General features: G+C 69.3%; 10 protein-coding genes. 4 read left to right on the plus strand and 6 right to left on the minus strand.

The features are described 5' to 3' along the window. Window positions 1-248: 248 nt before the first annotated feature. Genes ACIBZJ_RS35415 through ACIBZJ_RS35430 form a run of 4 tightly spaced genes read right to left on the minus strand, consistent with a single transcriptional unit; the run spans window position 249 to window position 4,783 of the window. Complete coding sequence (locus ACIBZJ_RS35415) at window positions 249-1,511, minus strand: glycosyltransferase family 4 protein (protein ID WP_395937607.1); 1,263 nt, start codon at window positions 1,509-1,511, stop codon at window positions 249-251. After that, on the minus strand, window positions 1,508-2,473 hold the full coding sequence (locus ACIBZJ_RS35420) for a hypothetical protein (protein ID WP_395937609.1): 966 nt from the start codon (window positions 2,471-2,473) through the stop codon (window positions 1,508-1,510). Before ACIBZJ_RS35420 ends, ACIBZJ_RS35415 begins: the two co-directional genes overlap by 4 nt. Next, on the minus strand, window positions 2,466-3,638 hold the full coding sequence (locus ACIBZJ_RS35425; protein WP_395937611.1) for a glycosyltransferase family 4 protein: 1,173 nt from the start codon (window positions 3,636-3,638) through the stop codon (window positions 2,466-2,468). Before ACIBZJ_RS35425 ends, ACIBZJ_RS35420 begins: the two co-directional genes overlap by 8 nt. After that, a complete protein-coding gene (locus ACIBZJ_RS35430; RefSeq protein WP_395937613.1) occupies window positions 3,635-4,783 on the minus strand; it encodes a glycosyltransferase family 4 protein in 1,149 nt (382 codons plus the stop codon). The genes ACIBZJ_RS35425 and ACIBZJ_RS35430 overlap by 4 nt, the downstream gene beginning before the upstream one ends. Before the next feature lie 222 nt (window positions 4,784-5,005). Between ACIBZJ_RS35430 and ACIBZJ_RS35435 the strand changes: the two genes are divergently transcribed. Then, window positions 5,006-6,514 (plus strand): lipopolysaccharide biosynthesis protein, encoded by a 1,509-nt coding sequence (locus ACIBZJ_RS35435; protein ID WP_395938134.1) that lies wholly within the window; start codon window positions 5,006-5,008, stop codon window positions 6,512-6,514. Between the two features lie 78 nt (window positions 6,515-6,592). On the opposite strand, the gene ACIBZJ_RS35440 is transcribed toward ACIBZJ_RS35435, so the two are convergent. Then, window positions 6,593-7,861, minus strand: a complete 1,269-nt coding sequence (locus ACIBZJ_RS35440) for a glycosyltransferase (protein WP_395937615.1) — start codon at window positions 7,859-7,861, stop codon at window positions 6,593-6,595. A gap of 178 nt (window positions 7,862-8,039) precedes the next feature. Between ACIBZJ_RS35440 and ACIBZJ_RS35445 the strand changes: the two genes are divergently transcribed. Continuing rightward, window positions 8,040-10,025 carry an O-antigen ligase family protein gene (locus ACIBZJ_RS35445; protein ID WP_395937617.1) on the plus strand — a complete coding sequence of 662 codons (1,986 nt, stop codon included), beginning with the start codon at window positions 8,040-8,042 and terminating at the stop codon, window positions 10,023-10,025. Here the strand turns inward: ACIBZJ_RS35445 and ACIBZJ_RS35450 are convergent. Next, entirely contained in the window at window positions 10,022-10,444 is a 423-nt protein-coding gene (locus ACIBZJ_RS35450; protein WP_395938136.1) for a DUF4396 domain-containing protein, read from the minus strand. The two genes, ACIBZJ_RS35445 and ACIBZJ_RS35450, sit on opposite strands and share 4 nt — an antisense overlap. Window positions 10,445-10,528: 84 nt before the next feature. On the opposite strand from ACIBZJ_RS35450, the gene ACIBZJ_RS35455 reads away from it, so the two are divergent. Both ACIBZJ_RS35455 and ACIBZJ_RS35460 read left to right on the plus strand, forming a co-directional pair. Continuing rightward, window positions 10,529-11,668 (plus strand): serine hydrolase domain-containing protein, encoded by a 1,140-nt coding sequence (locus tag ACIBZJ_RS35455; RefSeq protein WP_395937619.1) that lies wholly within the window; start codon window positions 10,529-10,531, stop codon window positions 11,666-11,668. Between the two features lie 34 nt (window positions 11,669-11,702). Then, window positions 11,703-13,415: a GAF domain-containing SpoIIE family protein phosphatase gene (locus ACIBZJ_RS35460; protein ID WP_395937621.1), complete on the plus strand. Its 1,713-nt coding sequence runs from the start codon at window positions 11,703-11,705 to the stop codon at window positions 13,413-13,415. Window positions 13,416-13,442 lie beyond the last annotated feature (27 nt).

A 13,442-nucleotide genomic window follows, 5' to 3' on the forward strand; every position in this document is an offset into this window, starting at 1 on the left:
GTCACAATTCGTTCGATTTGGTAGTTCGCCCTGCGCCGACAATACGTGGCTCGGCGCCTGACTTCCATTCTCGGGCTGTGACCAGGCTAAATTGTCATGAGGCGGGTTGACCGTCGGCTATCTGACTATGTTTCTGGCCGCTCGGATGAGAGTTCCACTCCGGACGGATGGTTTGTGTTACCGGAGCGTGACGGATCGTCATCACCGCTGCCTGGCGTCGCCCGACTGACCGCTATGCGTAGATGATGCTAGTTGCTTCCGCGGGTTACGCTGTCGGATCGTGCTGCTCGGAAACCCTCTACAGCCCGTTCTGCGGCACTTTCCCAGGACAATTCGCTCTTCATGAACTCGTATCCCCCGATCCCCATCCGTTCCGCATCGGCGGGAGAGGAAAGAAGGGCAAGAAGAGCTTCGGCGAATCCGTCCGGAGTGGGCTGGGCGAGCAATCCGGTCTGGCCGGCGATCACGACATCGCGCATCGAGCCGACGTCGGTCGCGACCACCGGCCGGGCGAACGTATACGCCATATGCACAACACCGCTGATATTGACGATTTCGTAAGGAAGTGCGACGACTCGCGCGCCGGCGAACAGCACCGGCACGTCTTCCATCGCCACGTATCCCGGCCGCAAATCGACCCCGGGGATGTCGGCGGCCTGCTTGACCACCGCGGCCAGGTCCATGTCGGCCATCACCGGGCCGGCCACGACCAGCTCGGCGTCCGGCCGTTCGGCGCGGATCTTGGCGAACGCGCTGAGGAGCATCGGGATGTTCTTGTAGCGCGTCCAGGTGCCGAAGAACACGATCCGCGGCGGGGTCGTGCTCGCGCCAGGCGTCTGCGCGGCTTCCTCGGCGAACGCGGAGTACTCGCCGTGCCCGATCACCGCGGTACGCCGTACCTCGGGGTACGCCTTGACCAGGTCGTCACGCGGGCCGGGGCCTAGCGTCAGGACGAGGTCGAACGACTGGTAAGCGGCCCGTAGCGCCCGCTGCGTCGTCGGGTCGGACTTCTCGACGCTGTCGGAGTCGCCGCTGACGTCGTACGGCGTCGGGTTGTGGGCGACCTCGCCGAGGATCGTCCCTGGCCGCTTGCGCTTCGCCAGACGGACGGCGAACCAGCTGTCGAGCGCGAACCGCATCTCGCCGAGCAGCACGGCGTCCGGACGCTCGTGACGCACGTAGCGGACCAGCTTCATCCACGAGTACGTGAGCCGGGCGGCACGGAACACCCGGCGGATCTTGCGGAAGACGTTGGCCTCGCCGGTATCGGCGCCGGGATGCCAGGTCGGGAAGTAGGAACGGACTGTGAAACCGGGCACTTTCGTCGACAACTCGGGGTCCGGGCCGGTGAGCAGCGTCACGTCGTGCCCGAGCGAGGCCAGTGCCTCACCGAGCATGAAGTTGAACTGGAACATGCCCCCGCTGGGGAGGAACTCCACCAGGACGATCGTCAGCGGTGCGGAGTCGGAAGCTTCGTTCGACGTTGCTCCGACGGCATTGCTAGCGGTCACGAAAACAGAACTCTCTCGTTCGTGGTGTCGGACTCGGTGTCGGTCTTCGTCGACGCGGCGTCGGTAGTGGTCTGGTCGGCGGCCTTCTTCTCGGCCGAGAAGCCGTTGGTCACCGGCTTGGCAGTGCCCTTCGCGGTCGGACGCTTGGCCGGCGCGGGCGGCGCGACCGTCGGCGACGTCACCGTCGGCGCGGCCACGCTCGGCGGGACGACCACCGGGGTGGTCACCGTCTGCGTGGTGGCCGACTGGGCGGCCGCGGTCGCGGCGGCCGCGTTCGCGGGGCTCGCCGTGGCGGGGCTCGCGGCGTTCATCGGGGCGGCGGTACCGGTGGCCGGGACACCGGCCGAGTAGGCCGGGCGGCGCAGCGGCCGACGCTTGGACCGGCGAGCCTGCAGCACCTGGTAGGCGGCCTGCTGGACGGCGAGCGCGACGGCCAGCGCAGCGATCACGGTGCCGGCCAGGACGACCCAGGTCGCGGTACCGGCGGCGTAGGCGGTGCCCTCGGCCGGGCGCACCTGGCTGGCCGTGTACGGCTTGATCATCGACTGGAGGTACGCGCCGCTGAGCGCGGCCGTACGGTCGGCGAGCTGCTCGGCGACCTCGGGAGAACTGGCCTCGGCGTCGATCAGCAGTACGGAAGTGGACGGGACGACCGTGACCGTGACCGTGGTGTCTTCGGCCTCCGACGCCGAGAGGCCCAGCGCCTTCTCGGCCTCGGTCTCGAACCGGCCGCTCTGCGCGACCTCGGCCATCGTGGCGGTGACCTGACCCCGGCTGAGCGTCTCCAGGAAGCTGGCCTGGGACTGGGCGTCCAGAGTGCTCGCGGGGAGGACGATCAGCGAGGTCTCCGCCTTGTAGCGTCCCTGCTGCGTCAGCGCGAATGCCACACCGGCGACCAGCACGAGTAGTGCCGCGACGGCAGCGATCTGCAAGCTGCGCCGCAGCGGCTGGAAATCACTCACTTGACGTCCCATCTTCGGTGCTCGGCTGCGCCCTGCGTGCCCGGCTACGTGTCTTAGTCAGCACTGACCGGTAAGCAGCCGCAAGTCGAGCACTAAGTATTGGCAGGTCATGCCGCTCCTCGGCTCGTTTTCGGGCAGCTGCTCCCATCGCCTGACGCCGTTCTTTCGACGTCAGGACGTCTTCCAGTGCCGCGGTGAGCGCGGACACGTCACCCGGCTCGACGACCCGGCCTTCAACGCCGTCCCGGATCATCGTCGGTACCGCACCGATCGCGGTGGCCACGACCGGTAGGCCGCTGGCCATCGCTTCGAGAATGGCCATCGGCTGGCCCTCAAGATAGGACGGGAGCACAAACACGTCGCTGTGACGCAGGCGTGCGCGGACCTGTTCACCGTACTCCGGACCCACAGCCGAGTCCGACAGGCCCGCTTCGTCCAATGCTGCGGTGACCCGCGCATATTCGTCATCTGGTGTCGGGCCTTGTCCGCCGATCAACACCAACTTGTACGGAACACCCCGCTCGCGCAGGGCGGCGCCGGCCGCGGCCAGCTCCGCGACGCCCTTGCGGGCGCACACCACGCCGACGAACAGCACGGTGGGGACGTCGGCTTCGAGCCGCGCGAGGTCGAAGCTGCTGACCTCCACCGCGTTGTCGACGGTCTCGACACGGGTCTTGGGCAGGATCTGCTGCAGCGTCCGGGTGCCGGCGTCGGAGACCGTGAGCACCAGCGCGCTCACCCCGACCATCCGCAGGATCCGCCGGTCGCGGGCGCTGTAGTCGGCGACCTCGGGCCGACCGGCGTTGCCGACGGCCGAGTGGCAGTGTGCGATGACACCGCGGGTGCCGGCCCTGGCCGCGAGGCAGAGCGCGGCGGCCCGGATCGTCGGCAGACCGGGGTCGGCGACGAGCTGGACGTGCATGATGTCGGCCTTGCGGGCCGCTTTGTACGTCTTCCAGGCGTCCGACAGTGCGTGCGTGATGTTGGAGAACACCAGCTTGCCGCCCTGCCGGGTGGCCGTGCGCGCGGTGTTCAGCAGCTGGACGTCGAAGTCGGCGGCCAGACGGGGGTCGGCGGTGATCGTCTCGGCGAACGTGGCGATGCCACCCCGCATCGGGGCGGCCTCCGCGACGACGACGACACGGGGCCGGGCCGGAGCGGTCACGCCACGGTCCCGACCGAGCGGTCTGCCGCGGCCTGCTCGTAGAGCCCGCGTAGCTGTTTCGCCCAGTTAACGGCGTCGAAATTTTGCTCGACGTGTGAACGGGCGGTTACGCCCATCGCGGCCCGGCGGGAGGGATCGTCGAGCAGTGAGATCAGCGCGTCGGCGACCGCGTTCGCGTCGCCGGGCGGCGTGAGCAGACCAGTGACGCCGTCTTCGACGATGTCGGGGATGCCGCCGATGCGGCTGGCGACGACCGGCCGGGCGCACCCGGCTGCCTCGATCAGCACCGTCGGCAGGTTCTCGCCGTAGGTCGAGGGCAGCAGCACGACGTCCGACGCGCGCAGGATCTCGGCGACGTCGGAGCGGGCGCCGGCGAAGATGATGTCGTCCTGCAGGCCGGCCTCGTCGACCTGGCGGCGCAGGTTCTCGGTCTCGTTGCCGGAGCCGACCAGCAGCATCCGAGCGTCCGGGCGGGCGGCGCGGACCTTCGGCCAGGCGTCGACCGCGTGCGTGATGCCCTTGAAGTCGCGGTGCGCGGCCAGCACGGTGACGACCGGCCTGCCGGTGACGCCGAACTCCGGCGGCATCAGCGCCGGGCCGGGAGAGAAGTGTGCGAGGTCGACCCCGTTGTGGACGACGACCCAGTTCTTCGGGACCGGCTTACCCGCGCGGTATTTCTCCGCGAACGACACCCGGGAGGCCTCGGAGACGAAGATCGTGCGGTACGCGCGGCTGGAGACCTCGACCGCGAGCTTCTCCCGCCAGGCCGCGCGCCCCGGCAGGGCCCGGTGGACGTGGTGCCAGGTGCAGATCGCGTTGCGCCCGGCCATCTTGGCGGCCGGAACCGCGAGCGTCATCGCCATCTCGAGATGCGCGTGGACGACGTCCGCGCCGGACTCCTTGATCGCGTTCGCGAGCAGGCGCGGCGCGCGCGGATCGAGCGTGCGGCGAACCCCGAGGTACCGCGGCGTCAGACCGGATTCACGCAACAGCGGTTCGAGCTTCGAGTGCTCTTCCGACGGCGGCGAGAGGCTGAGCACGTCCATCTCGAACCCGGCCGTGCCCGCGACACGACCGAGTTGCGCGATCAGCGTTTCGGCTCCACCCAACCGAAACGCGTCGACGAGCGTCAGTACTCGAACCATTGTGCTCCCACCCGTGGACGCGATTAGCCGGGCTCATCAACAAGGACGAGCGAATAGGCATGGGTGTTAGTTTCGGGGCCCACGTTAGCATGCGGATGGTGCACGGTTCCCGGGCCGACAGATCGCCCGAAGTCCGGCGTAGGACGCCGCGCGAATGGGACATTCAGCCGTGTCGGGGGAGGAAACGTGCAGCAGCCGGGCGCTTATGAGGACCCTATGGACATGCGTGACCCCGGAAGAGAGGGTGTTGAACCACCCGTTCAGCCGAGTCTGAGTGGCGCTGCTACCAGGGGATTCCTTTGGACCACCCTGGCATGGGGCGGCAACCGGCTGGTGGTACTGGCGCTCACCGCGTTGCTGGCGCGCCTTTTGGTTCCGGAGGATTTCGGGCTCGTAACCGCCGGATTGACGATCATCACGTTCTTCGACGCGGCCCTTGACCTGGGCGTTGGCTACGCACTCGTGTACGAACAAGAACGGGGAATTAACGAACGGGTGCGGCTCGCGGCAGGTTTGAATCTTGCGCTGAGCGCATCTATCTGCGTGCTAGGAATTGCCGCCTCTCCGCTCATCGCTCGGCTATTCGGCGAATCGGACCAGACCGCTATATTCGCCGCGCTTTTTCTCTATCCGCTGTTCCGTGGTGCGAGTCAAGTGAACGATGCGGTCCTCAAGCGCGACATGCAGTTCAAGAAGCGGACTGTCGCCGATCTGACACGTGCTGGTGTTCGTGTCGCGGTGTCAGTTCCGTTGGCACTCACCGGATTCGGCGCTTGGAGCATCGCGCTCGGCATCATCGCCGGTGAGGCCGTCTGCACGCTGATCATGTGGTCGCTGGTGCCGATCAGGCCCGACTTCCGGCTGCGGTGGGCCCGGATCAAGACGCTGGTCTCGTTCGGTGGCGCGGTGACCGGCGTCCGGGTGCTCGGGTCGTTCCGGTCGAGCGTCGACTACCTGTTCATCGGCAGCATCCTGGGCTCGGCCGCGCTGGGGTATTACGGCATGGGCTACCGGCTGCCGGAGCTGATCATCGCCAACGTCCTGTGGATCTTCACGACGGTGGCGTTCCCGGTCTACGCCCGGGCCCGCAAGGACGGGATCGAGCGGCTCCGGGCGACGATGCTGCGCGCGACCAGGCTGGTGGCACTGTTCGGCCTGGCCGCCGGTGTGACGCTGGCCGTGCTGGCGCCGCTGGCGATCCCGGTCGTGTTCTCGGCGACCTGGGAGCCGGCGATCGTCCCGATGGCCCTGGTCTCGCTGGCGCTGGCCTGCCAGTCGCTCGGCTGGGCCAGCGGCGACGTGTTCTCGGCGCTCGGGCGGCCGGGCCTGCTGCTCGTGCTCGACGTCCCGGCGACGATCCTGGTGACGATCGCGTTCGGCTTCGCGGCGCACACGAGCATCGCGGCGGTCGCGGCCGTGCACATCGGCTTCGAGATCGTCTACGCGATCATCCGGGTGACGATGGCGATCCGGGTGACCGGCGTCTCGGCGGTGTCGATGCTGAGGACGCTCGCGCCGGGGTTCGTGACCGGTGCGGCGGTGGCGGTCGTCGGGCTTCCGTTGCGCTCGGTGCTGCCGGAGAACTCGTTCTGGTCGCTGCTGCTGCTGACCGTGGTGTGCGGTGCGGTGATCGCGGTGGTCGGAGGGCTGACCGCTCGGCGCGAGGTGCAGGGCGTGCTGGGCGCGGTCCGCAACCGCGGCAACCGGGCCCCCGAGCCCGCCGCCGCGTAGGCCGCGCCGGCGGCCCGGCCGCCGGGACCACCGGCGGCCGGGCCTACTCGGGGGCGGGCCCTCCGCGGTGGTCGGGGGCTAGCTGAAGAAGGCGTCGTAGCTGCGGCGGATGACGTCCGGGGCGAACCGCTTGTCCCAGGTCTCGCGGGCGGCGGCGGAGAGCTTCCGGTTGGTACCCGGATCGGCGGCGCGGGCCAGCAGGGCCGCGAGTTCGTCGGGCGTCGACCCGATCAGGCAGCCGTTCTCTTCGCTCACCTCGGTGCCCTGCACGCCGTAGGCGGTGGCGACCACGGGCAGCGACCGGGACAGTGCCTCGAGCACCTTGATCTTGATTCCGCTGCCGACTCGGAGCACCGACAGCAGGGCCGAGCAGCCGGACAACGTTTCGCCCAGGTCGTCCACCCAGCCGACGAACTTGACGTGGTCGCCCCAGGGCGCGGCCTCCGGGACGCCGACCTCGGTGCCCTTGCCGATCACCAGCAGCTCGAATTCGGGCAGCGCGGCCAGCACCTGCTCGCGGCAGTTGCCCAGGAACCAGGCCAGTCCGTCCGCGTTCGGCGCGTAGTCGAGCCCGCCGAGGAACGCGAACCGGCCGCCGACCGGCGCGCGGTCGCGCAGCGGCACCTCGGGCAGCATCGGCAGCAGCGTGTGGATGTCTGACCGGCCGGTGAACCCGCGCAGCCGGTTCGTCTCTTCGTCGTTCACCAGCAGCGTCGCGTCGAACTCGGCCGGTTGGTTGCGCTCGGACGCGCCGACCAGCCGGGACTCCAGACGCAGCAGCGGACGGTAGACCGACTTGCGCGACAGCAGCGGCCGGGCCGGGCCGGGCAGCATCTTGTGGAACTCGCCGAGCGGGTTGATCTGCCGGTTGCTCGGGCCGTTCATCTCGCGCAGCATCGTCTTGTAGCGCTCGGAGAACAGGTCGTCCTCGTAGAGGACACGACGCCGACGCGGCACCCCGGCCGCGTACTGGCCGGTGCGGATCGTGTCCCACACCTCGAGGTCGGCGTCGATCGACGACAGCAGCTCGGCGATGTCCTTCGCGATCCGCGGCGCGTACACCGCGGCCTCCTGGATCGACGTGTGCGGCCCGCCGGCCACCCGGGTCACCAACGACCGGACCTGTTCGGACGCGCGCGGCTTGGCCACGACGTGCATCCGGTACCGGGTCGGGCGGATCTCGACATCGGGCTTGGCGATCAGGATGAGATCGACGTTGTCGTCACCGAGCGTGTCGCAGAGGTAGTCGAGGATGCCGCCCATCACCACGCGCTTGCCGTAAGAGCGCGGCTCGGGTTCGGTCGTGGTGATATATACCGCTCGCCTGACCTGGGCGGATTCCGCCATCCGGCTTCCCCTCGTTACGACCGCGCGGCCGCCTCGCGGGACATCAAATCTTGGCCGTGGGTCCGTTACGTTACGGCCCCGGCACGTGGTTCAGTGGGCGGGAGCTTGAAAGTATAGGTAGCCTCGGCCACGGCCTAATCGCAGGTCAATTCCCTTCGCAAGAGCTTCTGGGAGCATTGTGGTATCCACGATCGCTGGTCTCGTCGCGGCCGGCGTCGTCGGTGCGTCTCTCGTCGCTTTTGCCCTGCTTCGGCCGACGATCATTCTTGTCGTCGCCGTGTTGCTCGACGCGACCGGGCTCAACGGCGTCCTCACCACCAACGGCCTGCCGAGTCCGTTCAAGCCGATGCTGGGGCTCGTTCTTCTCGCGTTGTTCGTGCTGTGGCGTCAAGGGAAACTCAAGGTCGGCTGGTCGCCGGTGCTCACCGCGCTGCTGATCCTGGTCGCGGCGTGGTTCGTCACGATGTTCAACTCGGCCGACCCGGCCACGAGCTGGACGCTGTTCATGGACTACGCGAACGGTCTGGTGTATTTCGCGCTGATCTATGCGTTGCTGTGCTCGACCGGTTCGTGGAAGGCGATGTTGTCGGCCGTGGTCGCCGGACTGGCGATCATTGCCGCGCTGACTCTCGTCCACCAATTCGTTCTGCACAACGCGGGGAACCTCCACGGCCTGAGCAACGTGCCTCTGACGCTGGAAGACGGCGCGCTGACCCCGAGGCACTCGGGAACCGCCGGAGACGTCAACTTCTGGGCCCGCACGCTCGTCCTGGTGACGCCGCTCGCGCTGAGCCTGTGGGCGATCAATCGCGGGTTGACCAAGTTGTTCTGGGTCGGCTGCACGCTCGCGCTCCTCGGCGGCATTTTCCTGACGCAGTCCCGGGGCGGCTTCCTCGCGGTGATGCCGGCGATCGCGCTCTGGTTCGTGATGGCCGGCCCGAAGCACCGGCGGATGCTGGCGTACGCGCCGGTGCTGCTGATCGTCGCGATCCCGATCAGCGGTGTCGGCAGCCGGTTGGCGACGCTCGCCGACGTCGGTGCGTCGTCGAACATCGCGGCGGCCGACCCGTCACTGGTCACCCGGGCGCGGCTGCAGGAAGCGGCCTGGCGGATGTTCCTCGACAGCCCCGCGTTCGGGCACGGGATGGGCACGTACGGGACGCTGTTCCCGCAGTACGACCGCTACTCCAACCAGGGCGATCCGGTCACGATCGTGGTCGCTGCGCACAACTTCTACCTGGAGCAGGCCGCCGACGGCGGCCTCGTGCTGCTCGCCGCGTGGGCGATCTTCTTCGGCTCGATCCTGTTCGTGTCGTGGCGGGTCTCGAACCTCGCGCGCTCGATCGGCCGCCGCACCGAGCACCTCCTGGCCGTCGGGGTCGCCTCCGGGCTGATCGGCTGGCTGGGCGCCAGCGTGTTCCTGCACCTGTCGGACCTCCGCGTGCTGCTGATGCTGGCGGCGACCGCGGCGGCGCTCGACGTGCGGGTGCGCTGGGCGGTGAAGGCGGCGCCGGAGTCCGCGTTCGTGATCGTCCCCAGGGCCAAGCACCCGGTGGACGTCCGGAAGTGGGCGCCGCGGGTGTTGCTGCCGGTGGCCGGCCTGGTCGCAGTGCTCGCCGCGGCGATGGTCGTGCGCGCGGTGCCCACGACCTGGAACGCCCAGATGGACACCCAGGCCGCGCCGTCGTCAGCGACGAACGACTGGCTGACCTCGTACCAGCGAGACCTGCTCACCCGCGGGTGGATCGTGCCGTCGTTCACGTACGTGTCCACGTCGCCCGACTTCGAGAGCGTCGTGGCGCAGCGCGCCGGTCTCACCCAGGCGCAGGCCGACCACATGTCGGTCACGATGGCGGTCTCGCGTCAGGGCGGTGCGATCACGATCACCGCGACCGCGCGCGACAAGGCAGTGGCGGAGAACGTCGCGGTGACGGCCGGCCAGGTGATCGCGGAACGGGTGCGGGCGCTGCGCACGCCGTACGTCATGCAGCAGCCGCGGCGTCCGTCGGCGGTACCGACCCATCCCGGGATGATGGCCGGGCTCGGTGCGGCGGCGTTCGCGCTGGTGCTGGCCACCGCCGCCGTGGTGGTGCGCCGTCGTCCGGACGACTCGCCGGAGTTCGACGAAGAGCTCGAGGACGAGCGGGAACTCGTCGACGCTTAGTGGTGGTACTGGTGCACGACCGCGTGGCCTTTGCCGCGGCCGATCATCCAGTAGTTCACCGGCGTCGTGACGACGAAGGCCACGACCAGCGAGAACGCCAGTGAGGCCCAGAACAGCACGCTCGTGAGCCCGGCGTCCATGGCGCCGGGAACCGTGACGACGACCGTGTTGTCGATGATTTCCATGACCGCGATCGACACCGTGTCGGCCGCCAGTGCGACGCCGAACGCCTGGCGGAGCGTGAGACCGGCCTTCAGCACACCGCGCATCGTCAGCCCGTAGCCGAAGACGAACGCGAGAACGACCGACAGAACCACGGTCGCCGCGTTGTGCAGCCCGAGCCCGGTGCCGACGACCATGCCCAGGACCTCGCCGATCGCGCAGCCGGTGAGGCAGTGCAACGTGGCCTGTGCGGCCATCGACCAAGTGGTTTTCACGGCTCCAAGATACCCCTGGGGGGTATCTAGTCAAGGGCGGGCCGGATTATTTGAGAAGCTGTGCGGATGGGTGAGCGTGTGCCGGACGTTCTGGCTGTCCACGTCGACGCCGGATTTGCGCCGGGAGTGATCGCGGTCGTGAGCCGGCGCGGCGAGGTGAGCGTCGACGTCGTCGGTGCGGCCGACGTGGAGGGCGCGGTGCCGCTTCGCGCCGACGCGATCGTCCGGATCGGGGCGATGACGATGCCGATCGTGGCGGTGGCCGCGTTGATGCTGGCCGAGGAGGATCGGCTCGGTCTCGACGACCCGGTCGATCTCTGGTTGCCCGAGCTCGGGCACCCGCGCGTCCTCCGGTCCCTCACTGCTGATCTGGACGACACGGAGCCCGCGAAAACGCCGATCACGCTGCGGCACCTCCTGTCCAACACGTGGGGGTTCGGACTGTTCTTCGGTGGCGGCGACTCCCCGCTGCGCCGCGCCGCGAACGAGTTGCGGGTGCTCAACGGGCCGCCGATCCCGGAGAACTCCGACAGCCCCGACGAGTGGCTGCACCGCGTCGGCTCGCTGCCGCTGCTGCACCAGCCGGGCGAGGGATGGACGTACAGCCTCGGGGCGGACGTGCTGGGAATTCTGCTCTCCCGGGCGTCCGGACAGTCGTTGGAACAGCTGTTGCAGGAGCGGGTGTTCGACCCGCTCGGGATGGTGGACACCGGGTTCGTCGTGCCGACGGACAAGCTCGACCGGGTGCCGCCGGCGTATGCGCCGGACCCGCGCGGCGGAGACCTGCACGTGTACGACCCCGGGTCGTGGGGCAGCGAGTGGCGGGAGCGGCCGACGTACCCGTCGGCGGCCGGCGGGCTGGTCTCGACCGCGCCGGACCTGCTGGCGTTCGCGCAGTTGCTGCTGGCCGGCGGTCGGTTCGACGGGAAGTGGCTCCTGACGCGGTCCTCGGTGGCCGAGATGACGTCGAATCAGCTGGCGGTCGCCCCGCCGCGATTCCTGGAGCCGTACGGGTGGGGGTTCGGGGTGGCGGTGGCGGAGTCCGGGCGGTTCGGCTGGGACGGCGGCCTCGGGACGTCACTCTGGGTGGACCCGGCGACCGAGACGATCGGTCTACTGCTGACCCAGCGTTCCGGAATGCCGCTCCGCTCCGACCTGTACCGGGACTTCTGGGGTGCGCTCTCTCACGAGGCGGTTCAGCGGTAGGGCTCGTACACTTCCGGCATGGCTGCTGTGTGCGTTGAGTAACCCCGGGCGTCTGGATGCGCTCAATCGCACCGGGCTGGACGCCGCGGCCGACCCGATGTTCGATCGGTTCGCCGAGATGGTGCGGACCGTGCTCGGCGTACCGGTGGCGCTGGTCTCGCTGGTCGATCGCGACCGCCAGTTCTTTCCCGGCGCGTGCGGGCTGGGCGATCCGTGGGCGCAGGACCGCGAGACGCCGCTGAGCCACTCGTTCTGCCAGCACGTGGTGGCGACCGCGGCGCCGCTGGTGGTCGTCGACGCCCGGGAGGACCCGCGGGTCCGGGGCAACCTGGCGATCGAGGACCTCGGCGTGGTCGGGTACGCGGGGATGCCGCTCACGGACGCCGAAGGGCAGGTGCTGGGGTCGCTGTGCGCGATCGACCAGTCGCCCCGGCAGTGGACCGAACGGGAGCTGTGGGCTCTGCGTGACCTCGCCGCGGCCTGCTCGGACAGCCTGCGGCTGCGGATCGCCAACTTCCAGACGCAGCGGGAGTTCGCGCGGACGCGGCTGCTGCTGAACGCGTCGCAGGCGCTGGGCGGCACCACCACGCTCGAGGAGATCGTCGTCGCGGTGCGGGACCTGGTGACTGACGCACTGGCTCCGGCGTACGTCGGTGTGTCGCTCCTGGAGACCGGGCGTCAGGTCGTGCTGGCTTCCCAGCAGTTCCTCCCGTCGCGCGTGGCCGAGCGGTGGCTGCGGTACAGCTCGTCCGAGCGGACGCCGTCCGCGCTGGCGGCATCGACGGGCAGCCTGGTCCTGCTGCCGTCGCTGGACGCGGTGGCCTCCGAGACACCGGACGCGCTCTCGACGTTCGAGGAGATGGGCTGGCAGGCGTCGGCGAGTGTGCCGCTGCCCTCGGCGGGCGGGGCGCTGGGCGCGTTGACGCTGGCCTGGGCGACCGAGTACGAGTTGGACTCGTCCGAACAGGCCGTGCTGGTCGCCCTCTCCGGATACGTGACACAGGCGGTGACCAGGGCGTCGGTGCTGGACGACCGGCGTACGGCCGCCGCCACGATGCAGAAGGCACTCCTGACGCCGTTGCCGTCGCATCCCGAACTGACGCTGGTGGCGCGATACGCACCGGCGCACCACGAGAACCACGTCGGCGGCGACTGGTACGACGCGATCACGCTCGATCACGGCCGGCTGGCGCTCGTCATCGGTGACGTCGTCGGGCACAGCATCGCGGCCGCCGCGCAAATGGGTCAGTTCCGCACGATGCTGCGGACGCTGATCGCGGATCGCCGGGAGTCGCCGTCGTGGGTGTTGCGGAGGCTGGAACGGACCGCGCACATGCTGGGCGTCGGCGGGCTGTCTACCGTGCTGCTCGCCTACGTCGACCCGGCGCCGGACGGCTCGTACATGCTGACCTGGTCGAACGCCGGTCACCCGCCGCCGACACTGGTGACGCCGGACGAGGCCGCGGTGATGCTGCCGGGGACGGACGTGCTCCTCGGGGTGGCGCGAGACCGGCCGCGCCGGGACCACTACGCGCGTCTGCCGCGGGCTTCGTCGCTGATCCTGCACACCGACGGCCTGGTGGAACACCGGCGATTGCCGGTGGACGAGGGGATGCGGTTGCTGCGGGAGTTCCTGACTGCCCGTGGGGCCGAGGATCCGGAGAAGCTGGCCGACGAGCTGATCGAGAACGCGGCCGCCCAGGGACAGGACGACGTGGCGTTGGTGCTGGTCCGGACGCCTGCATAGGTTTTGTCGGGGGGCCGGGGCAGGATG

The sequence above is a fragment of the Cryptosporangium sp. NPDC051539 genome, assembly GCF_044454545.1.
Classification (GTDB): Bacteria; Actinomycetota; Actinomycetes; order Mycobacteriales; family Cryptosporangiaceae; genus Cryptosporangium.